The 23200-nt window shown below is 41.9% G+C and carries 20 protein-coding genes; 6 read left to right on the top strand and 14 right to left on the bottom strand.

Annotation, left to right across the window (positions count from 1 at the left end; all coding sequences use genetic code 11):
• Window positions 1-3: 3 nt before the first annotated feature.
• The 9 genes from BUA60_RS02905 to BUA60_RS02865 all read right to left on the bottom strand — a co-directional run bounded on the left by BUA60_RS02905 (window position 4) and on the right by BUA60_RS02865 (window position 9919).
• Window positions 4-309, bottom strand: coding sequence for a hypothetical protein (locus tag BUA60_RS02905; RefSeq protein WP_072860225.1), 306 nt, complete (start codon window positions 307-309; stop codon window positions 4-6).
• 112 nt (window positions 310-421) lie between these two features.
• Complete coding sequence (locus tag BUA60_RS02900; protein WP_072860224.1) at window positions 422-3619, bottom strand: efflux RND transporter permease subunit; 3198 nt, start codon at window positions 3617-3619, stop codon at window positions 422-424.
• A gap of 266 nt (window positions 3620-3885) precedes the next feature.
• Entirely contained in the window at window positions 3886-4965 is a 1080-nt protein-coding gene (locus BUA60_RS02895; RefSeq protein ID WP_072860223.1) for an efflux RND transporter periplasmic adaptor subunit, read from the bottom strand.
• A 74-nt stretch (window positions 4966-5039) separates the two neighbouring features.
• Window positions 5040-6344 carry a TolC family protein gene (locus BUA60_RS02890; RefSeq protein WP_072860222.1) on the bottom strand — a complete coding sequence of 435 codons (1305 nt, stop codon included), beginning with the start codon at window positions 6342-6344 and terminating at the stop codon, window positions 5040-5042.
• A 99-nt stretch (window positions 6345-6443) separates the two neighbouring features.
• Complete coding sequence (locus BUA60_RS02885; RefSeq protein WP_084532463.1) at window positions 6444-7073, bottom strand: DUF2202 domain-containing protein; 630 nt, start codon at window positions 7071-7073, stop codon at window positions 6444-6446.
• Window positions 7074-7274: 201 nt separating this feature from the next.
• A complete protein-coding gene (locus tag BUA60_RS02880) occupies window positions 7275-8015 on the bottom strand; it encodes an LOG family protein (RefSeq protein WP_072860221.1) in 741 nt (246 codons plus the stop codon).
• 206 nt (window positions 8016-8221) lie between these two features.
• Complete coding sequence (locus BUA60_RS02875) at window positions 8222-9226, bottom strand: c-type heme family protein (protein ID WP_072860220.1); 1005 nt, start codon at window positions 9224-9226, stop codon at window positions 8222-8224.
• A 19-nt stretch (window positions 9227-9245) separates the two neighbouring features.
• Window positions 9246-9518 carry a heavy-metal-associated domain-containing protein gene (locus BUA60_RS02870; protein WP_072860219.1) on the bottom strand — a complete coding sequence of 91 codons (273 nt, stop codon included), beginning with the start codon at window positions 9516-9518 and terminating at the stop codon, window positions 9246-9248.
• Between the two features lie 56 nt (window positions 9519-9574).
• Entirely contained in the window at window positions 9575-9919 is a 345-nt protein-coding gene (locus tag BUA60_RS02865) for a rhodanese-like domain-containing protein (protein WP_072860218.1), read from the bottom strand.
• Window positions 9920-10472: 553 nt separating this feature from the next.
• On the opposite strand from BUA60_RS02865, the gene BUA60_RS02860 reads away from it, so the two are divergent.
• From BUA60_RS02860 to BUA60_RS02835, 6 genes are all read left to right on the top strand, one after another.
• Window positions 10473-11693: a hypothetical protein gene (locus BUA60_RS02860; RefSeq protein WP_072860217.1), complete on the top strand. Its 1221-nt coding sequence runs from the start codon at window positions 10473-10475 to the stop codon at window positions 11691-11693.
• Between the two features lie 20 nt (window positions 11694-11713).
• Window positions 11714-12409, top strand: coding sequence for a formylglycine-generating enzyme family protein (locus tag BUA60_RS02855; RefSeq protein WP_178346955.1), 696 nt, complete (start codon window positions 11714-11716; stop codon window positions 12407-12409).
• A 45-nt stretch (window positions 12410-12454) separates the two neighbouring features.
• On the top strand, window positions 12455-14797 hold the full coding sequence (locus BUA60_RS02850; protein WP_072860215.1) for a hypothetical protein: 2343 nt from the start codon (window positions 12455-12457) through the stop codon (window positions 14795-14797).
• Between the two features lies 1 nt (window position 14798).
• On the top strand, window positions 14799-15731 hold the full coding sequence (locus tag BUA60_RS02845; protein WP_072860214.1) for a dihydrodipicolinate synthase family protein: 933 nt from the start codon (window positions 14799-14801) through the stop codon (window positions 15729-15731).
• A 142-nt stretch (window positions 15732-15873) separates the two neighbouring features.
• Window positions 15874-16785 carry a dihydrodipicolinate synthase family protein gene (locus tag BUA60_RS02840; protein WP_072860213.1) on the top strand — a complete coding sequence of 304 codons (912 nt, stop codon included), beginning with the start codon at window positions 15874-15876 and terminating at the stop codon, window positions 16783-16785.
• A gap of 6 nt (window positions 16786-16791) precedes the next feature.
• On the top strand, window positions 16792-17784 hold the full coding sequence (locus BUA60_RS02835; RefSeq protein ID WP_072860212.1) for a Gfo/Idh/MocA family protein: 993 nt from the start codon (window positions 16792-16794) through the stop codon (window positions 17782-17784).
• A gap of 21 nt (window positions 17785-17805) precedes the next feature.
• On the opposite strand, the gene BUA60_RS02830 is transcribed toward BUA60_RS02835, so the two are convergent.
• The 5 genes from BUA60_RS02830 to BUA60_RS02810 form a co-directional block, all read right to left on the bottom strand.
• On the bottom strand, window positions 17806-20022 hold the full coding sequence (locus BUA60_RS02830) for a DUF7133 domain-containing protein (RefSeq protein ID WP_072860211.1): 2217 nt from the start codon (window positions 20020-20022) through the stop codon (window positions 17806-17808).
• Window positions 20023-20083: 61 nt separating this feature from the next.
• Entirely contained in the window at window positions 20084-21172 is a 1089-nt protein-coding gene (locus tag BUA60_RS02825) for a bile acid:sodium symporter family protein (RefSeq protein ID WP_245802488.1), read from the bottom strand.
• 24 nt (window positions 21173-21196) lie between these two features.
• Window positions 21197-21658, bottom strand: coding sequence for a nuclear transport factor 2 family protein (locus BUA60_RS02820; protein ID WP_072860209.1), 462 nt, complete (start codon window positions 21656-21658; stop codon window positions 21197-21199).
• A 44-nt stretch (window positions 21659-21702) separates the two neighbouring features.
• Entirely contained in the window at window positions 21703-22629 is a 927-nt protein-coding gene (locus BUA60_RS02815; protein WP_072860826.1) for an RraA family protein, read from the bottom strand.
• 24 nt (window positions 22630-22653) lie between these two features.
• The gene (locus BUA60_RS02810; RefSeq protein ID WP_072860208.1) at window positions 22654-23133 is read right to left on the bottom strand and encodes a RidA family protein; all 480 of its coding nucleotides are present in this window, start codon (window positions 23131-23133) and stop codon (window positions 22654-22656) included.
• Between the last annotated feature and the right edge of the window lie 67 nt (window positions 23134-23200).

The following is a 23200-nucleotide window of genomic DNA, read 5'->3' as shown; positions in this document are numbered from 1 at the left end:
TTATTAAATATACTTTTCTATGGGAACCACCGCTGCCCTTATAGGATTGTTGGTTTCCAATTTATTATTGAACGATAAAATGAGTTCAAATAAAATATCAATATTTTCCTCGGAGGTAAAGGAAAAAAACATGGCAGATTCCACACCTCCCTTTTCACTGGGGAACCAGTTTGAAGCCATGAGCACTTGGGCAGGATTTTTATATCCATCAATATCGGAGCCGCTAAAGCTCTCTATATTGGCTTTTTTAAAGAGTTGTAGCGTTTCCTTAGCGTATTCCTCCACAACGGTTACTATGAGTAGTTTCATTACTTTATATTTTAAAATTCAGTTATTAGAATTAGGCCTTTATCCCCAAATACGGTATTGACTAAATTAATCCCCTAGAGGGCTCTCTTCGACTCCGATCAGAGACCCGTCCTTATTTATAGTTCTTCCTTTCTATCATATAATACACCAAAGGCACTACCAACAATGTTAGCACCGTGGATACAATAGTACCTCCCATCAAAGAAATGGCCAGTCCTTGGAAAATGGGGTCGAATAGGATTACAAACGCCCCAATTACAACGGTTCCCGCTGTTAATAGGATAGGGGTAGTCCTTACGGCACCGGCCTCGATGACGGCCAACTTTAAAGGAATACCTTCCTCCAAACGCAGATTAATAAAATCGATCAACAACACCGAATTCCGAACCATAATCCCCGCTAGGGCAATCATTCCTATGAAGGAAGTTGCTGTAAAAAACGCATCCAACATCCAATGGCCCAATACAATTCCGATCAGGGAAAGGGGTATGGCCACCATCATGACCACCGGGGCCTTAAAATTCTGGAACCACCCTACGATCAATATGTATATGATGAAAATTACTCCTAGGAAGGCCAATCCAAGATCCCGGAATACCTCCAAGGTAATCTGCCATTCCCCATCCCATTTTACGGTGTAATTATCCTCAAAATCGGGTTGCTTTATATACAGTTCATCAATGGAATAACCCTTTGGCAAATTCATGGCCTTTAACTTATCGGTCATTCCTAAAATAGCATAGACCGGACTTTCCAAATCCCCTGCCATATCGGCCAGTACATAGACCACCCTCTTTTGGTTTTTTCTATAAATGCTCTTGGCCCTGGTGGTTTGCTCTATAGTGACCAAATCTGCAATAGGAACCATATTGCCATTTCCTTGTTGGGATTTTACCTTCAATTGGGCAATATCCTGAATAGTGGATTTCTCCTTTTCCTCCAAAGCCAATATTAAACCTATTTGATTGGAAGCATTTTCATCATATAGATTGGTCACCGCCCTTTCCGATAGGGCCATGTTCATAGTATGGGCAATTTGTTGTGGTGCCACACCGTAAAGCATTGCCTTTTCCTTGTCTATGATAAATTGATATTCCACTTGATCAGCTTCTACCATCCAATCCACATCCACTACATCCGGAGTGTTTTTAAGAATCTGCTGTACCTGGTCCGCAATATCCATCTGTGTATCGTAATCAGGGCCATATATTTCCCCAACAATGGTAGATAGCACTGGAGGTCCAGGTGGCACCTCTACAATCTTGACATTGGCATTAAATTTCTCCCCAATACGTTGGATCTCTGGACGTAATAAACTGGCAATCTCGTGACTTTGGGCACTTCTATCGCCCTTGTCCAATAAATTCACCTGAATATCTGCCATATTACTTCCGCCCCTCATATCGTAATGACGTACAAGACCGTTGAACGTTATTGGAGCCGAAGTACCTACATAACTTTGGTAGTTTACCACTTCCGGACGGGTGTTCAAGTATTGGGCAATCTCCCTGGCCACTACTCCCGTACGTTCCAAGGTAGTACCTTCGGGCATGTCTATGACCACCTGAAACTCGTTCTTATTGTCGAACGGTAACATTTTTACAGCCACCGATTTGGTAAAGAACATTCCTATGGAACCCAATAGCAACAAGAAGGTAATTCCCAAGAACAGCCAACGTTTCTTTTTGTTTTCTATCAAAGGGTTTTCAAACTTATGGTACATCTTGTAGATAAAGGTACTCTCCAAAGGTTTCTCTACCTTTTCCTCTCCTTTTTTATCCTTCTCCCTAAGAAATATATACCCTAAATAAGGTGTAATCGTCAAGGCAACAAAAAGGGACAACAACATCGCAATAGAAGCTCCAATAGGCATTGGCGACATATAGGGCCCCATTAGACCGGAGACAAAAGCCATGGGCAATACGGAAGCAATTACCGTAAAAGTGGCCAATATAGTTGGGTTGCCCACCTCATTAATGGCATACAATGCAGCCTGTTTAAACGGCAGGCGTTTCATTTTAAAATGCCGGTGCATATTTTCAGCAATAATAATGGAGTCGTCCACCACAATACCCGTTACAAAAACCAAAGCAAACAAGGTGATACGGTTCAGGGTATAGTCCAGTAAATAATAACTCAACAGGGTCAAGGCAAAGGTGATGGGTACCGATAGAAACACCACCAATCCTCCACGCCATCCCATGGCCAACATTACTACAAAGGTTACCGCTATTATGGCGCCAATAAGGTGCATCAATAATTCCGATACCTTATGGGAAGCTGTTTCCCCGTAGTTTCGGGTCACCTCCACATGCACATCATCCGGAATTAGATTCTTTTTTAAATGATCTACTTTATCCAAAATAATATCCGAAATATTCATGGCGTCCGCACCTTTGCGCTTGGCTATGGAAATGGTAACGGCAGGATATTCGGACTTATAGGTTTCCCCCTTTTCACTCCCCTTCCCAAAACCAAGGGATACGTATTCCTTGGGAATTTCGGGTCCGTCCTGTATGCTGGCAATTTGCTTTAAATAAATGGGACGGTTCTGTTGTACGCCTACCACCAAATTTTCCACATCCGTAGCAGTTTCCAGAAACTTACCAGTGGTCACCATAAATTCGGTATCGTTCTTATCAAAAGTACCTCCACTAATTTGTTGGTTATTGGCCTTGATCATTTCGGCAACGGTAAGAAAATCCAATCCGCTTTCCGCCAATTTATCCTTGTCCAATACCACCCTCAATTGACGGTTACGGCCACCTATTCTCTGGGTGGCGGACACATCGTTTACCTTTTCAATTTCATCCGTAAGTTCCTGGGCAATTTGCTTTAATTGGTAATCGTCGTATTTCTCGCTCCATAAGGTAAGTCCCAACATAGGAACATCATCTATGGCCCTGGTTTTTATTAAAGGGAAGGTAACGCCTTGCGGCATTTCGTCCATATGCTTATTGATCTCGTTCTGGAGTTTAACAAACGAACGTTCAATGTCCTCACCTACATAAAACTGCACTATAACCATTCCCTGCTCCTCCATGGAAGTGGAATACACATATTCTACCCCCTTAATATTGGAAATTAACTTTTCAAGGGGTTTGGTTACCCTGCTTTCCACTTCGGTGGGACTTGCCCCGGGGTAACCCACAAAGATATCGGCCATGGGCACATCTATCTGAGGCTCTTCCTCCCGTGGAATCAGGAACGAACTGTACACCCCAATGACCATGAACACGATCATTAAAAGGACCGTTAACTTGGATCCTATAAATGCTTTGGCAATTTTGCCTGCTAATCCTTCTTTCATCTTTATCTTTTATTTTTTATTTGGGCGTTACCTTCGCCAATTCTTGTCTTTGTCTTGAATGTTCTTTATACTTTTAACGTCTTTTTTATACCTACAAGGTCTTGGAGACCTTGCAGGAAAATCATTCAAGAATGCTCAGGTTGGGCTTTCCACTTTTACGCCAGCTACATTTTAGCCTAAATCAGCTAAAAAGATCTGTGGTAATCACTGCAATCCCCGCATACCTGCAGGCAGGCTTAACGCAAATCCGTTTTTTAAAACTTCAGTTATTGGATACTTATTTTGGCTCCATTGAACAACTTCCCCTCGGCCGATACTATATATTGTTCCTCGCTGGAAAGTCCTGACAATACCTCTACACTGTCGCCATAAGTCCTGCCCAATCGCAGCCAGCGTAAAAGTGCCGTACTGCTTTCACTTACCGTATACACCCCGGATAATTGTCCATTGTGCACCAGAGCTTCTTTAGGAATAAGCACTCTATTGGTACCCGTATTTTTAGCGGTTGGAAACTGCACAGTGGCGTACATTCCAGAAAGTAGATTAGACTTGGACTCGTTCAACATTACTTTAACCATATATTGTCCACCAGTATTTTTGGCCGATGTACTCACTTCGGCTACTGTTCCCTTAAAGGATTCGTCCAAAGTCTTGATCAAAACTTCTACTTCCGATCCCGATTGGATCTGAAGGATTTCCGATTCCGGTACCATGGCCAATACCTGAAAATTGCCCGGGCTTTCTACTTCCATTAAGGGCATTCCTGGATTTGCCATATCCCCAACCTTTATAAATTTGTTGGTGACCACTCCGTTAAAGGGAGCACGTATATTGCTATAGGAAAATTGGGCGTTCACCTCGTTCTTCATTTGTTTGGCCCCTTCCAATCTGGCCTTGGCCATGTTGTAGTTGGCCGTAATATCGTCCAGTTCCTTTTGGGAAGCACTGTTCTCGTTAAACAAGGCTGTATACCTTTTATAATCCTTTTCTGCATTTGTAAAAGCAGCCGTTGCTTCAGTAATACCGGCATTTACCTGGGCCAATTTGGCGGATATATCTGCATTGTTAATACTTATCAATTGCTGCCCCTTACTAACTTTATCCCCGACCTGTACATAAATTTTATCAACATATCCCATCATTCGCGTACTGATATTGGCACTGTTCACCGCCTCTATCTTTCCGCTGGCGGAAAGGAACGGACTGCCGTTCTCTTCGGAAACCGTGCTCACTTCAACGGCCACGGCATGGGAATTGTCCGCCACATTTTTTTTATCATCGCTCCCACAACTGGAAATAGTTATGACTAGGGTGATGAGTGCTGCTATGTATAATTTTGTTTGCATGTTTTCTTTTAATTTTTAGTACTGGATGTAAATATTCCTTTTTATGGTTTCCTATAATGATTAACTGTATGCTATTATTCCTTGGTTAAAAACTTAACATAGGCCAAGGCGTAATTATAATTGAAAATAGTGGTGTAATATTCCAATTTCTTCTGTGAAAATTGGGTTTCGGTATTTAATAGGTCGGTCGTTTTCTCCAAGCCTTGTTTAAACCTATTGGTACGTATGCGGAGGGATTCTTCCGACTGTTGCAATGCCAAGGACGTAAGCTCCAAATTGTTTTTGGCATCTTGAAGCAAACGCATGGCCCTATTCAACTCTACCTGACTCTCTGCCTTATACTGATTCAGTTCCAATTTGGATTTTTCAAATTCGGCCCTACTTTTCTGGACCTTTCCAAAACGTTTGCTGCCTTCAAAAATGTTCCATTTTAATTCTGCCCCGATCAGATATCCATTGGCGTTTCCCTGAAAAACTTGATCATCATGCAATTCATAGGTTCCAAAGGCATTTAAGCTTGGAAGGAAACTCATTTTATCTGCCCTGTACATTTGTTGGTATGCCTCACTGGACAAGGACATGGCTTGTAGGTCCTTTCTATTCTCTGGCAATCCTTCCGTATAAATGTCACTGACCACTAGGGTCAAGGAGTCCGATGGTTGTAAAACAGCATAGCTGTTATCATTCATCAAGACGGATAAGTAATTAGAGACATTATGGATATTGCTCTTGGCATACTGTAACTGATTGTCTATTTCCGTTAGCCTAACCTCCACGGCCAAGACATCCGATTTTTGCAGATACCCCTGCTTAAAACTATTATCGGCCAAACGTTTATTTTCCATAGCCGCCTTTTTTGCCTCTTGCAAAACATTTACGGCCTTATAGGCCAATTGTAATTGCATATAGGCCTTTTCCACCTCCAAGTCCATATAATCATTGGTCCTATCCGCTTTTAACTCCACAGCATTTAATTTGGCCTTTGCTGCCTTGCGCTGAAAAATTCCATCCAGATTTACCAAAGGCTGCTGCACTACTATACGCGTGGCATAATCCTCGATCTGACTGGGATTGTTTAATAAAAGGGGGTCAAAATCCGACTGGGTCAAAATTTCCTGGTTTAATTTGGAACCAAATGCCATAAGGGGGTTAGTAGTGGCCATGGCCGTATGGGAGACGCTTATATTGGGCAAAATCACTGCATTGGACTGATTAAAATCTCCTTTGGCGGCCAACACATCCTGTTGTGACATTTTTAGGGTATTGTTGTTCTCCTTCACTTTGGTCAACACTTCCTCCTTGCTGATCAACACCCTTTCCTGAGCGTACATAAAGGACAAGGTTCCCAAAAAAGACAGTATATAAATGATATTCTTCATCGTTCAAATTATTTAAGACAAAATTAGGGGGAGTAAAAGGATTGCACAGTAACTAATGTTACCAACGTAAAGGAGCGTCAGTTGTTCGAAAAACTTGGGTTAGCGCCCACATTGTTCCTGACTATCATTGATCATTAGGGTATAGTCTTCCAGGGTTAAATACTGGGGCTCATAGGTGTTTCCTGAAACTTCAATGGCAGTGACAATGCTCCTGAGGTGGTTTCGGCTACCACATTGTAGACTTTCAAAAACTTTTATCATGGCGCTGTTGGTAGTGGCATCAATAAAGTTGGCCAAATCCACAATATCCAGATCTTCAATATTGGCACCAACCTCCAAGGCATTTGCCCTATTCTCGCTGCCGTAATCTATAAACTGATCATAAAGCGTTTGAATGTCCGGGTTATTAAACTCCCCATAGGATAAAAGGGTATAGGCAATATTATATTGGTCCAAAAGGCCAATAACGGCATCCATATGACTTTGTTCACTTTTCTTAATGTTTGAAAACTGATTTATTTCCCATAAATCCTCCAAATAGGTATAGGTATCCCTTGCCAGCTTTTCCTCTTCCAACATAAACAGTAATGCAGCACTGTCTTCATTAGTGAGGTTTGTATTATCCAGATCCGTAACGTATGAATCATCATTGTTACAGGAGAACACTGCCAAAAGGAACGGTAAACCAAAAATGAATAAATTGGCTCTTATTTGTCTAAAAAGTTTCATTGCTAGTAGTTTTACGTTACATAAGCAATTTCCAACATATTAAACACCTACACAGCCACTTAAGTTACACAGGCCATGGGTTTTGAAACATAAGGAAGACTAAATTGTTTTGGTAGATGCTCTTAATTCCTATCAATAGTTAAGGGGATTATAATAATCTGAGCTTTATCGGAGAGATTTTGGTAAAAATGAGGAACCTTCTTATTCTTCCCCAAACCACCAACTAGGACGCTGCGGTTTTTTAACTAATTTAAACCTTTGAATAGCATGGGTTTTAATGTGTTCTACCATCTCCACCACAGAATCGGTTACGAACAACAACTCCATGTCTTTTGGGCTTATACTTTCGTTCTCCGCCATAATCCTTATGTGTTCACAGAGCTCCTTATGGTATTCAGACCCAAAAATGACCACGGGGAAATTTTGGATCATCTTCGTTTGAATCAAAGTAATGGATTCAAAAAGCTCATCCAAGGTGCCCATGCCACCGGGCATAACCACAAAGGCGTAGGAGTACTTTATCAACAGGAACTTCCGGACAAAAAAATATCTTATGTTGATCCATTTATGTAGATAGGGGTTTGGTTTTTGTTCAAAGGGCAAAATTATATTACATCCTACAGAATAACCACCCGCTTCATAAGCGCCTTTATTGGCAGCTTCCATAATACCTGGACCTCCGCCCGTCATCACCGTAAAGCCCATATTGGCCAAAGCGGCACCTACCTCTTCTGCCTTTTTGTAAAAAGGATTGGTAACGTCAAATCTGGCCGATCCAAAAACCGTTACGCAGGGACCTATAAAGTGCATTTTCCGAAAAGCCCTAATAAAGCTGTATTGTACCTTAAAGGTGAAAAGCAGTTCTTTAAACCTGGAACGAGGCCCACTTAGAAAACGTGACTCTTCTGGTTGTAAATGGTTGTTATGGTGGTTGTTTTCCATTGGCTAATTTTTTATTACGAATAGCTGCCAGGACATTCAATTAGATAGTAAACACCAAGTTTTTTGTTAGCTGTGTATAAATATCCGAAATACCAGCGCCATTAAGCAGTACCACTCTCGTAAACTCCACAAATCAATTGACAGGTTTAAATTTCACTATAACTTGATAGCCCTAGGGCATTCTTTCAATCGAACAAAAAGAACTACTACTTGTTTTTATCAAAAACCACACTCCATATTCCACGAACCTCATTTACATCGTAACCAACGGCCTTATCTTCCGGGTATAATTTTCTTAAAGTGGCCATAGTAGTAGGCTTCACCTGGTCTTTGGGTTTCCCATGGCATTGGAGGCACATGGCATTTGTAGTTATAGGATAATATACCGTTACTTCTTCGTTACCGGGAATTACTATGGGATCAACTTCCAAACCGGATGCAACCTGCTCCTTAAAAGTAGCAATATATCCCAGTTCCTCTCCATTGGCCTTATTGATTGGGTTTCTGGGTTTATCGGAAACCCGCTTGATCTGGGCATTGTTCATCACTGAAATACTATCCGTCAATTCTATGGCCCGGAGGTTACAAAATGCTACCGCCCCATCCGTTCCTTTTTCCTGTATGGCCTTCATTAGATTTTTCCCCAGCGAAGCTTTTGTAGCCAAGGCATAACCAAGTCCTATATCCCCATAATCCGTTTGTACTCCATGTTTGGGACCATTGCCCATTCCTTTTCCTTTGCCCAGTCTTATACCATGCTCCCTCTGAAAGTGATCATCGAACCATTCTGGTTGTGCAATTTCATAGTCATACATGTATTCGGCAATCAGGCTAATGGTTTCTTCGGGATAGGGTTGATAGGGCATTATCCCAAATCGATTTAGTGCTCCAGGCATTTTGGATTTTTCTTCTTGCGGATCATTAATCCAATCTACCATAGCTTTTATGAATTGTTCCTTGGTAGTGGTTGAATCTATATAGTGCTTTTTTATGGCCACCATGGGAGGCGCAATCATACTGACTTCCGATGCCTTAGGATTGTGACATAAATAGCACTCTGTCTCAATAATCTTCTTGCCTGGATGTATCTTTTCCTGTTCAGAAGATGCGCTTTCTAGCTTTGTGTCCACAGGTTTAGTTTCTGCATTTTTAGCCTCCTTACAGCTTACTAGGGTCATTAAAAGGATGGTAAAGAAAGATAGATACTTCATAAAGCTAATATTTTTGGATTTATTCCTTCATCATCCTTCCGGCTGCACAGCTAAGAAAGGATTTGGCCCTATCTCCCAAGCCGTTTTTGGCATCAACCGTAGGATAGCCCATAGCTTTAAGAGAGTCCCTTAGTCTTTGGGTGGACTCAACGTTCTTGGATTCAAAAGAAACCGTTCCGGAATTTACATCCACCATAACCTCTTTAATATTATCCAATTCCGATAATTTGGTGGTAATTGTTTTAGCACAACCCGCACATTTAATATTTTGAACAATTAGGGATAATTTCATAGCGTTTACATAGCGCTTATTTAAAGCTAATTTATAAATTCCTGTTATCTACGAAATTATCTCCAAGACATGTAGCCACCTTTCAGGTCATATACTTTTTCAAAACCCATGCCGATCAATTTACGTGCTGCTTTCTGACTCCTGGCACCCGAACGACAATATAGGTACACGGGTTTATCCTTGGACATTTTTTCGCAATATTTTTCAAAGCCCGATGTATTAAAAAAATCAACATTTACGGCATTTTTTATGTGCCCACCACCATATTCATTAGGTGTACGAACATCTATAAGCTGTACTTTTTTACCAGCTATGGCCGCTGAATAGTCAGCTTTATTCAATATTTCAATTTTATCCGATTTCTCTTGGCTTGTTCCGAAAAGTGTACTAAAAATAGACATAATAATTCTTTTTTGAGTTATTCCAAGGTAGTTGTTTAAAAAAGGAAACCGCCACCTTTTACAATGACCGTTTCCTTATACAACCAACCAAAACATTTATAGTGTAAAGATAGGACAGGCTTTTAATGTCTACAGCAACTTTTGTTACACTTGGCCTTTTTCCATCAAAAATATTCCATTCTTAATACATTAACTTCCAGATAGTTTAAAACCAAAAAAGCCTCCGGGGAACAACAAAGGGGTTCAAAATATAAACTCCAAATGGGAGCCGAAATTTCCACGGTTCCACAGTCCTAGGCTTATTAGAAGTACACTTTGCAATTGTCATATAATATATATTACTTAATATACATTATATATTACCCCAATCTAATATTTAATTGGTTTTATTGATTAAAATGAGTTAATATTATTGCATTAATGGAATGAAAAAAGAATAAATGCGCTTAATGCCCCTTATTAATGAACAACCTAGGGAATAGAGGGCCGTATGGAATTCAGGATAAAATCAATTTAAACCAAAAACATAAATACTCACAAATAGGAACTAGCCATGTTTAAATATTCTTTATTGCCCTTGGTTTCGGTTTTCATTTTTATAAACCATGGCCTGCTTGCCCAAAAAGTAAATGAATTTCCAAAGAAAACAGACCCCCTGTACAAAAAGGTGGAAATGTTTGACAGGTTGATGCTTGGAAACCATTGGAACGAAGGCGCCATAATGCAACACGTCATTTTCCCCCCTGCCGGACTGGAGCGGCCCATTGTAGGTTCCCAGGCCGATTGCCTTGATCCCACTTCCGAAATGCTGGCTGCCTACTCCCATAAGTATGCTATCACCGGAGACCCAAAGGACAGGAAAATAGCCAATGACATCTTCGAGGCTATATTAAAACTGGAAAAAGTAACCGGTGTTGAAGGATTGGTAGCCCGCAGTTTCAATAGGACCAACGAACCCCTTTGGCACGAAGAAGTTTTTTGGTACCATGAATGGCACCAATCGTCATCCATGCCCGGTTACCGATGGCTGGGCGATTTAAGCGCCGATAAGTTTACTTCCATCTTCTATGGTGTGGGAACTTTCTGGGAGCTATGTGCGGATGACGAGTATAAGAAGAAAGCAGCAGGCCTCCTGGATAGATTTATAGGACGGGTAGTAGACAACAATTTTAAACTTACGGACCTAGATGGAAAAATGACCTTGTGGGGCAACTTTTGCCCCAACCTTCCGCACCAAGAACTCAACTCATTGGAAATGTTGGCCGCGCTTAAGGTAACCCATCATATTACGGGAAAGGAACGTTACAATGCCGCCTACCATATGCTCATAGACCGCTATCATTATGACGACCACCAGATTAATTCCAAAATACTATTCCCTAAAGAATGGCGGAATGTAGGGGACGACTACCACGCGGCCCGTTCCCTCTATATGATTATGCGTTTAGAGACCGATCCCAATCTACTCAACAAATACCGAATGAACCTAAACAGACATTGGTACGATTGGAAGGATTTGGAATTTACTTGGGAAAGTAATATCTGGTTTTTAATGGTCTATAAGGTACTCACTGGGGAGGACATTTTTACCGAAGAGAAAAAGCAGGGCATTAAGGACATGTGGGGATTTGAACGCAATACCAGGGAATTCAAAATTCCCCAGAAAGATGGCAGTTTTAAATTGGTTCGTTCAGAGGAAGAGCGAACTGCCGCCGCCATGATCCGAAATTACTGGTTTGGTAGGTATTACGGTATTATTGATGAAAAATGGTAATAACAAATAATAGGAAGCGAATGAAATCTGGTTTAACACTCCTAACTTTTTTTGTACATATTCTTTATCTAACAGGGCAAGAAACACCAACTCCCCCCGAGGGAATGGTTTATGTTCCCGCCGGCGAATTCATTATGGGCAGTACCTATGGCGATCCGGATGAACGGCCCCGACAAATTGCAAGTACAAAAGCATACTTTATAGACAAATACGAGGTGAGCAATTCAGAGTTTGCCAAATTTGATCCTACTTTTAAATTTCCTCCGGAAAAAAAGAACAATGCCGCGGTAGTAACATGGTCTAAAGCGGATGCCTATGCTAAATGGGCAGGTAAACGTTTGCCCACGGAAAAAGAATGGGAAAAGGCGGCTCGCGGTATCGACGGCCGCGTATTTCCTTGGGGAGATACCTATGACAACACCTATGTTGTGTGGGACCAAAAAGAAACTCGCGGAACTTCCATTGCCAAACCTGCGAGTCCCTACGGTTGCTATGATATGGCCGGGAGTGTGTGGGAATGGACATCGGACTGGTATAAACCCTACCCCGGCAACGAGGTGCCTATGGAACAATATGGCGAAACCTACAAGGTAATGCGGGGCGGATCCAATTTTAACAACCACTCCTTTATTCGTACCTCACAACGCTATTATGTGTTACCGGAAAAAATACACGTTTATCCCGTGGGAATACGATGTGTAAAGGACATAGATTAGCACAACGCCCCTATAAAAATTATTATTATAAAAATGTCGTACAAGATGAAAAGACAATTAAGATTTTGGCTGGTATTGATTGGAATTGGCAGTATGCTGTCTTGCGAAAAGGAACAGCCTAAAACCTTGGACCTTTCCCAAGCAAACATTGTGATATCGGCCCAGATTAAATCTCCGATCCAAGAAACGGCGGCTAACATCCTAATCGAAGAAATTAAAAAACGAACCGATCTTCAACTTGGATTAAACAATAATTGGGATTCCAATACTACCATTGCCTTGGCCTTGGCCAATGAAAAGGAATTGTTCGGAACAAAAGTACCCACACCTGAGGGTGATAATGCCTCCGAATTAAAAAAAGAAGGCTATCGTATTTTCCATGAACACCAAGGGGACAAGAATACTCTTTGGGTTATTGGTGCGGACACTAGGGGCATTCTTTTTGGCATTGGCAAACTATTACGAACGGCCAAAATGGAAAATGGCAAAATTACGCTGAACCCCAATATTGATTTTTCGGAATCCCCGGAATATGCGCTTCGCGGACACCAGTTCGGCTACAGGAATACCGCCAATTCCTGGGACGCTTGGACCGTGGAGCAGTTTGATCAACATTTTAGGGAACAAGTGCTTTTTGGGGCCAACAGTTTTGAAAATATTCCATTTCAGGAAGCAAATTCCAGTCCCCACTTTAAGGTAGATCCCCAGATCATGGAAGTGGAACTAAGCAAAATATGTGAAAAATACGACGCCGATTATTGGGTCTGGACACCGGCACCGCATGACCTGACCATAAAAAATGCGCATGAGGACGGACTTGCAGAACAAGAGGCCTTTTATGCAAAATGTCCAAGATTGGACGGAGTGTTTGTTCCGGGCGGAGATCCAGGGGAAAACCATCCTGCCCAGCTCATACCCTATTTAAACGCCTTATCGGAAATACTGCACAAATACCATCCAAATGCTGGCATATGGGTTTCACTCCAAGGTTTTAATAAGGAAAAAGTAGACTATTTTTTTAATTACCTAGACAAAGAAAGTCCGGATTGGCTTAAAGGTGTGGTTTACGGACCAAGTAGCCCCCCTATTGACCTGGAGCGCGAAATGTTACCGAAAAAATATCTGCACCGCTTTTATCCAGACATAACCCACACTGTTAGATGTCATTATCCAGTAGATAACTGGGATCAAGCCTATGCATTGACCTTGGGAAGGGAGCCTATCAATCCACAACCACTTATGTACACCCAACTTTTTAACAGGGATACCAAATATACCGATGGATTTATTACCTATTCCGATGGTTCACATGACGATGTTAATAAAGTATTATGGAGCCAATTGGGTTGGGATTCCAAGAAAAATCCCAAAGATATTATCTATGAATACGCGCAATTCTTCTTTGGCCCTAAGGTGGCCGAAGATGCGGCCCAAGGCATATTCGCCTTGGAAAAAAATTGGTTTGGGCCTATTTTGGAAAATAATTCCATAAAAGAGACCTTGGCTTTATGGAAAGGCTTGGAAGAAAACAACCCCGATCTGGCAAATAATTGGAGGTGGCAGCAATTAATTATGCGGGCCTATTACGACGCTTATATTCAAGACCGACTTGCCTATGAAAAAAGGCTGGAGGCCGAGGCATATGAAATACTGGCCAAGGCCAATACCATTGGGGCGGATAAGGCTATGAACGATGCCCTTCAACACATTAATAAAGCAGATGCCGAATTGGTTTCCCAGGACCTAAAGGAAAAGGTTTTTGAATATGGCGAAAAACTATTTCAATCTATAGGAGCACAGACCAGCGTGGAAAAATATCAGGCACGTAGTGCTGAACGAGGGGCCATTTTGGATTTTATAGATTACCCCTTGAACAATAGATGGTGGCTGGAAGACGAATTTAATAAAATTGGCGAATTTAAGTCGGAAGCCGAAAAGCTAGCGCGATTGGAATTTATTAAAAATTATGAATCTCCCGGAGAAGGCAGTTTTTATGACAATATTTCCAGTGCCGATGCCAAGCATGTCACCTCAAAAACCGATGATGCCATAGATTTTCTATGGGAAAATGATGGTATAAGCAGAAAGCGGCTCTCTACCCAATTGTTCCAATTTACCCCTACCTTGGAATACAATGATCTGGATCCCGATTCCAATTATTTAATTCGTGTTTCAGGTTATGGAGAGGCCCTATTAAGAGCCAATGGAGAACGCCTAAAACCTACCAAATATGAAAAAGGTTTTGAGGAGTTTAAGGAATTTCCCCTACCTAAAAATCTGATCAAGGATGGCAAATTAAATATCAGCTTTGACAAGCCCGATGAGGAACACCTCAACTGGAGAAAACAATCACGGGTAACCGATGTCTGGCTTATTAAACAAAAATAGCATGTTGGCCCAAAAAAAGCTCTTCCCACTAAAAGGAATTGTTACCGTGCTCAATACGCCCTTTACCAAAGAGGATACCATTGACCATAAAGCCCTAAAGAACAATGTTGAAGAAGCATTAAAGGCCGGAGTTGCGGGTATATTGGTGCCGGCAATGGCCGCAGAAGTATATAAATTATCCCATTCGGAAAGATTGGAAATGCTATCGACAGTATTGGAAACCGTAGGGGATAGGATCCCAGTTATTGGAGGTGCAGGGGAAACGGATCTAAATAAAAGCAAGGAACTTCTAAAGGCCTATATACAACTGGGCTGTAAGAATGTTCTATTCCAGATTCCTTATATAGAGGAGAACCAGTTCAAGAATCATTTTATGGAATTGGCGGCGCTTGATCCAGAAGTGATTATGCTACAAGATTGGGATGCTACCGGTTATGGCCTGTCGGATGAACTTATAGTAGATTTATTTGAAAAAGTGGCTACATTCCAATGTTTAAAAATTGAAACCGTCCCAGCGGGTCCGAAATATTCAAGAATTTTAGAACTTACCCAAGGGAAATTGAACGTTAGCGGGGGCTGGGCCGTTACCCAAATGATGGAAGGACTCCAAAGAGGTGTACATGCCTTTATGCCCACTGGAATGCATTTCATTTACACCAGCATCTACCGTATGTATATAGAAGGTAGGACGGAGGATGCCGAGGCCCTTTTCGGGAAAATTATTCCTGTGCTGACCTTTTCCAATCAACACCTGGATATTTCCATACATTTCTTTAAACGCCTATTGTATCGACAAGGAATATACAACACGCCCAATGTTCGCCATCCTATCCTTCACTTTGATGCCGTACATAAAAAATTGGCGGACCAACACATAGATACAATAATTAAGCTCGAAAACCAGCTTAAGGCCCAAAGGTCCAACATTTATTGACCTTGATAAATGCGGCCTAAACAATTTCTGACAAAACTTTGGGATAAAAGACACAAGGGTCAATATATTATCTGTTTTAAATAATATAGTTGTGGTACACCCTTGCCTTTTAAATTTACTTTGTTCCAACTAAAGAAAATATATGGCATTAGAATTAAAAGGGATCATTCCCCCAATGGTCACCCCTCTCAACGCAGACGGTGGTTTAGATGAAAAAGGATTGGAAAAGCTTATAGAGCACCTTATTACTGGCGGTATACACGGCATATTCCTTTTAGGCACCAACGGGGAAGCTCCCAGTCTTAGTTATGCATTGCGCAAAGAGCTAATTACAAAGGCTTGTAAATATATCCGTGGTAGGGTTCCTGTACTGGTTGGAATAACCGATACCTCCTTTAACGGTTCCCTGGACATTGCAGCCCACTCCAAAGACGCTGGTGCAGATGCAGTGGTGGTAGCCCCTCCGTATTATCTTCCCATTTCCCAAGAAGAAATGATCGACTATTTGGAGCGTTTAATTCCACAATTGTCTTTGCCGGTTATGATGTACAATATGCCAAGCTGTACCAAACTTCACCTTTCCCTGGAAACGGTAAAAAGGGCTAAGGAATTAGGTGCCATAGGTATCAAGGACAGCTCGGGTGATATGTCCTATTTCTACTCGCTTATTGAAGCTTTTAAGGAAACTCCAGAATTTTCCATCATTGTAGGTACAGAATTGTTTTTACCGGAAACTATAATTTATGGTGGTCATGGAGCCGTAGCGGGAGGAGCAAATTTCCTACCAGAGTTATTTGTTGATCTATATAATGCCTCTGTGGCAAACAATTTAGAAGATATAAAAATACTTCGCAATAAGGTGGCCTTTGTTAACAGTAGTATTTATTGCGTGGGCAAGAATGCTTCTAGAATAACCAAGGGCATCAAATGTGCCCTTTCGGTAATGGATATCTGCGAGGACCATATGGCCCTTCCATTAAGAAAATTTGAAAATAGGGAAAGGGAAAAGGTGAAGGAATATTTAGACCAGTTCGCAGGGTCACAGGTCGCATAAAAAAGTATGGGCAAAAAACTTAAATGGGGAATTTTGGGCACTGCCCATATTGCAACGGAGCACGTAATACCGGCTATGCTCAACTGCCAATATGGTGAGGTTTATGCTATTGCATCCAGAAATTTGGAAAAGGCCAAAGCCATATCCAAGCCATTTAAAATAGAAAAACCATACGGTTCCTATGAGGAATTATTGGCCAATAAGGAAGTAGATGCCGTCTATATACCATTGCCCAATCATCTGCACGTGCAATGGGCCATTAAGGCTTTGGAGGCGAACAAACATGTTCTAGTTGAAAAACCTATTGGTCTATCTAGCCAAGAAGCCCAAAAATTGTTGCAGGAAGCCAAAAAGTACCCGCACTTAAAGGTTATGGAAGCCTTTATGTATAGACATCATCCCCAATGGATAAAGGTTAAGGAATTAGTGGACCAAAAAGTTATTGGTGACATTAAAACCATTCAATCTTCTTTCTCCTTTTATGAAGATGACCCCAATAGCATTGTAAACAATAAGGAGTTCGGGGGTGGTAGTTTAATGGATATTGGATGCTATCCAATTTCCCTCTCCCGTTTTTTGTTCAATTCGGAACCTAAAAGCATTTCTTCGGTAATCGAATACCATCCCGAATTTAAGGTAGATGTCCTAGCCTCCGGAATACTGGAGTTTGAAGCTGGTACATCGGTATTTTTTAGCGCTACACAATTGGCGGACAATCAACAAGCACAAATTTTCGGCACCAAAGGAAATATAAAATTTGAACTGCCCTTTAATCCGCCCATAGACAGGCCTTCCAAAATATGGGTCACTATAGGCGAAGAATGCCAAACCATTGAATTTGAGACCTGCAATCAATACACCATTCAGGCCGATCTTTTCGCCTTGGCCGCAAAAGATAACACCCCAGTACCTACCCCCTTGGAGGATGCCGTTAAAAATATGATCGTTATAGAAAAATTGGAGGAAAGTAATTTAAAGGGGCAACGGATACTTATGTAGCCTCCTTTTGCCCCTTTTATACTAGTTCAATAATTCCTTTAATGTCCAATAGTTTTTCCTGTCCGAATTTTTTGCCCTTATCTCACCTACTTCTTTTCCGCGGACCATAGAAGCACTGTTCATGGCACGGATGTAAGTAGCTACTTGACCGATCCACTCATCGTCATTGGAGCCCATTGGAAGCATAATGCCATATTCCTTACCTTCTATTGGACCCGTTAATCCGTTCAATAGGATACTTACAAGTACATCCTTATCACCCGTTACCCTAGGTGACCCTATTAATGGCGGTGCTATCAAGGAATTTTCACCATTTGGAACCCCTTTTAAATCAGGACCATGACAGGTAACACAGGTCTGCCTGTAAATGTCATATCCGGCCAAGGCCGTTATTTTATGAATTCTACTACTGTTGGCAATTCTTTCCTTGAATTTTAGAAAATCTGAATCCTTGGCCTTTATTCCCAGGCCAATGGAAGCCGTGACCATTTCATTGTCCTCGTATTGCTTTCCTATGGAGCTGGATAGTTCTTCGGCTTCCGCACTTTTGGAATATCGTAAACTTAGTGCCAACTGATTTACCACATTAATATCCTCATCATTTTGCAAAGGGGCCAATGCCTTCAAAATTCCTTGATCGTCCTTCTTCAAAAATTCCTCGCTCAAGCGGACAGCTGCTATACGGACCCTGTAATCCTCATCGTTGAACTTTTCGAGTACCAAGTTTCTGTCTACAACTCCGAGCCCCTCCAATGTCCAAAGAGCATGAACCCTTTGGAGTGCATAATCCTGGTCCCCAAAGTTATTTGTCCAAAAGGACTCGTTATCCAGGGCTATTTCCTTTAGTTTGGGAACAACCCCCATATCTCCTTTTATTATAATTAGCTTTTGTGCCGTATTCCTATACCATCCGTTGGGATGTCCTAAATAATCCACTAGTTCAGCTGCGGATTTATCCAAAAGATTTGGTTTTCCTGCCGGTTTAATGTCTTCATGGACTATACGGTATATTCTTCCCCTACCTATGTTCTTGTCCAATCCTTTGCGAAGAATAACCGGTCTTAAATGACTTCCTTCCCTGGTCCAATTTCCTTCCTGGATTATGCCACGGTACATATCCACAATATAAAGACTCCCATCCGGTCCTGTTTGTGCCTGTACAGGTCTAAAGTTCAAATCTGTAGATGCCAAGAACTCGGCCTCGTCATATGCATTGTACAGCACTTTTTTCCCGTTCTCATTTTTTACTTTCGCCCTACGTACCAATCTGCCCACAGGTTCCGGAATAAAAAGGTCCCCATAGGTTGAAGGAGGCAATTTATCGCCCCTAAATATCTCTTGTCCGGCAACCCCGGTAAATTTATTAAGGGTGCCATCTGGCTTTAACCTTAATTCTGCACCTCCTTGAACATCAGGTGTACCAACCACTGGCCAAGGCTCCATAAATCCCTCTGAAATCTGTCCCTCAGGGTTTAAATCACCATATATTGGAGGTATTTGAAAATTATATGCTGCTATTTCGGATCCAGCGGAAGAATAATACATATTCCCCAAATCGTCCTGGGTTAGGCCCCATTGTCCGCTAGAACCGCCTACCAAGGAATCCACTTGAACACCGTCTTTGTTAAACCTGAACCGCAGGGGGTTATAGGTCGTGTACACCCAATTATCCAAGTTCCAAACCAAACCACTCTGTTGGTGTTCCAGGTTGCCTCCCCTTCTCTTTGGATTTTCATAAACCCTGATCTTTTCGTCCGCCACACCATCGTTATCGGTATCCCTATAACTCCATAGATCATAGGAGTAGGTTTCATTTACAATAAGTCGGTCATCGAGGGGCAAAATCATCCTGGGTAATAAAAGACTGTCGATAAAGACGGTACTCTTGTCCATTTTTCCATCCCCATCCAGGTCTACCAGAAGTTTTATCTGACTGATAGGTTCATCTTCACCAATGGCATCCACATTTTGCATATAGGTGTCCATTTGGGCCACATACATCTTGCCGTTTCCGTCCCAAGCTATAGCCACCGGTTCGTTTACCATAGGTTCGGATGCCACCAGTTCTATCTTATATCCTTCGGGCAGATAAAACTTTTCAAGACTTTCCTCGGGAGAAAGAAAATCTGACGGAGCTTCCCTTACAATTTCTGGTTTTACATAAATCTTATCCTTGTATTCCTTCTTACCACAACCAACTATCACCAATAGTAGTAAGCACCCATAAATTTTACTCATAATCAATCAACTTGTAATTCAAATATTTCTAGTTGGGCCAAATTTAACTTTAATATTTGAATCAATGTCCCTCTTTTGGAGGTCTCTTGTGCCAGTAGGAAGCTAAAATAGATCCGGTTATATTCATTAGTGGTCCAAATACCGCCGGTGCCAGACCCATTGTGGCTATCTTACCCAATGAATTTGCGATGCCCGAAGCAAGGCCTCCGTTCTGCATCCCCACCTCCAAAGCAATGGTTCGTGAATCCTGCTCATTCAATCTCAATAGTCGGGCATACCAATACCCTAGCATATAGCCGAATAAATTATGGATCAGTACCAATAACATTAAGATTCCGCCAATATCCAAAAGGCTATCCCTTCCCGCTGCCGTTATTACCACAATTATAAGACCGATCCCCAACATAGAAATTACGGGAAGAGCCTTGTCCAACCATTTCCCCTTATCCCCCCTCAAACGGTTTAGCAGAAGTCCGGCACCCAAGGGCAGTATAATCATCTTTACAATACTCCACATCATGTCCAGTACATCAATTTCTATAAATTCGCCTGCCAACAATTTCATTAATAGCGGGGTAACAAAGGGGGCTAAAAGTGTTGAGATAGAGGTTATAGTGATGGAGAGGGCCAGGTTGGCCTTGGCCAAATAGGCCATTACATTGGACGCTACCCCACTGGGGGAACACCCTATCAACACAATTCCAGCGGCTATCTCCGGTGGAAAATTGCTAAATTTAGCCAGTGCAAAGCCCATAATCGGCATAATCCCCAACTGTGCGGTGACCCCGACCATAACGCCTTTGGGAGACTTGATAACTTCCGCAAAATCACTAATCCTCATGGAGGTTCCCATGCCGAACATGATCAGCTGGATCAAGGGTATAATTAAGGCCGTGAGCTTAAAATCGCCTATTTGCAGAAAGTATTGTGGATAATATAGGGCAAGGGCTACCCCAGCAAATATGGAGGCAGTAAAAACATAACTGTTCAAAGATTTATAACCACTGAAGCCAACGGCCAGAAGTGCAAAAAAGGCCATTATTAAAAGACCTGCATTTTCTAGGTTATGTGTAAGGATCATGCCCAGAACAACTAGCAGCAATATAGCAGCCACGCCAAGGCATATGGAATAAATAGTTGGTTTTTTCAAAATTGGTCGGTTTAGGTAGTTTAGTTAGTTTGGCAATTTATAGGCCTGTCTGGCCAAAAGCTTAAGTTTACCCTGCTTGTCTTTTTGGTATACCTGTACATTGCCTATACGGACATCCGCAGCCTCCCCGGCATTGGTGCCCTTGGCCAGGAAAATATGGCGGACTATGGCTGTATTGCCCGAAATGTGGATCGACTGATCTGCAGCTTCCAATGACAAAAAATCGAATGGCCCGTTAACAATATCGTCTATAAATTCTGCCTTGTTCTGGATAAGTCCACTGGAATGCCCGTAAGTAAGCTCGTCCGCACATAGGCCGTCCATGAGTTCCACCGTAGGATTCACCATAGCTTCATTAAAAATGGACACGGCCTGTTGAACTTCATCGATGGTAATTTGAACTTGTTCCTCCCCCATAACCTTAGTTGGGCTTTGATCCACTTTTTGCTTACAGCCAATCAAAACTATCAAGGGGATAACGGCCATGATACAGCAGCTCTTAATACTTATGATTAAATTGCGTGCTTGGACTACCATGTTCTTTTACTTAAAATCTTGTTCAAAGTCTCCTTGGACATTTTTATCAATTCCGGGTGTTTGTCCAACCATTCAAAGAATTCCGCTTTTAGCTTTTCGTTCCAATCACTATCTATCTCTCCTGTAGAATATTTCTTAGTCTTTACCATTTCAAAACCAAACTGGTCCTTAAGGGCCACAAATTCGGCGGTACCCACTACCTGTTCGGCCAAATGGGCAGGAATGAAGAGTACGCCTTCCCTCTTTGCCAAAACAAGGTCTCCCGGCAAAACCATTACCTGACCAATACGTATTGGGGTATTGAGACCCATAAGTACTTCTTCCTCCAAAAAAGACGGGTGAAAATCGCGGACAAAGGCATTAAATCCTTTGATCTGGCTTATACTTTCCAAATCCCTTGCGCTACCGTTAAAAACTACTCCATTGCCGGACTTACTGTAAATGGAAGTTGCCAGGGTAGCACCAATGAGGGTACCCGCATCGATCTTGCCAAAACTATCTGCCACATAAACGTCTCCTTTGGTAAGTACCTCTATAGGCCATGAATTGGTGTTGCCCTTCCTCCCTTGGGAATTTATTCCTCTTTCCTTGATGTTCTTCTCCACATCGGGCCTGCTGGGCATAAACAGGGCAGTAAGTGCCCTGCCTACCACAGGAACCTCATCATGCACCATTTTCCAATTGCCTTCGAACTGATTTTTATATCCTTCGTTTTCCAGGACGGTCCATGCATCATCTATCCCAATTTTTTTTGCCCGTTCCAAAAGATCGTCCGGAATTTTTGGGCGACCGTCATCAAAGCGTTCCCCTTTCCATTCGGAGGTCAGAAAAATTAGTTCCTCCTTGGGAAGGGTCTGTCCGAAAACGACGGAATTCAAAGCAAAAAAACAAAGGAACCGTAAAATAAAATTGAACTTCATAATCCTTATATGTTTATACATCTTTTAGTCCAAGGCAGCTATACAGTCCATTTCAACCAAAGAATTTCCAGGTACGCCCCCATAGGTAGCCACGGTGGTCCTTACAGGAGGATTTGGTCCAAAACGCCCCCTGAATACTTCGTTCATTCCCTTATAATCGGCCAAATCTGCCAAATACACATTTACTTTGAGCACCTTTTCCATGGAAGAGCCATGCTTTTTCAGCTCTTTTTCCAACTCCTGTAAAACAATCTCGGTATGTGCCTTGATCTCAAAAGGTTCCACATGTGCGCCTTTACCCGCTATATATAGGGTATTTCCATGTTTTACCCCACCGGAAAACAAAGGGATGTCCTGATCCATAACGATGTCTCCCACTACCTCCTTTTTTGGTTTTGAACCTCCTTCCATTGCCCTAGAAGCCGTGCCTATTCCAAATATAGCAGCCAAGCCCATTCCTAATTTTTTAAATGATGCCCTTCTTGATGTTGTTTTGTTTTCCATGGTTTAAAAATTTATGATTATCTGTGTTCTAAATTGAAATTCTGATTTGCGGCCAATGATACTCGAA

The sequence above is a fragment of the Arenibacter palladensis genome, from assembly GCF_900129275.1.
Classification (GTDB): domain Bacteria; phylum Bacteroidota; class Bacteroidia; order Flavobacteriales; family Flavobacteriaceae; genus Arenibacter; species Arenibacter palladensis.
This window is presented reverse-complemented; position numbering and strand designations above follow the sequence as displayed.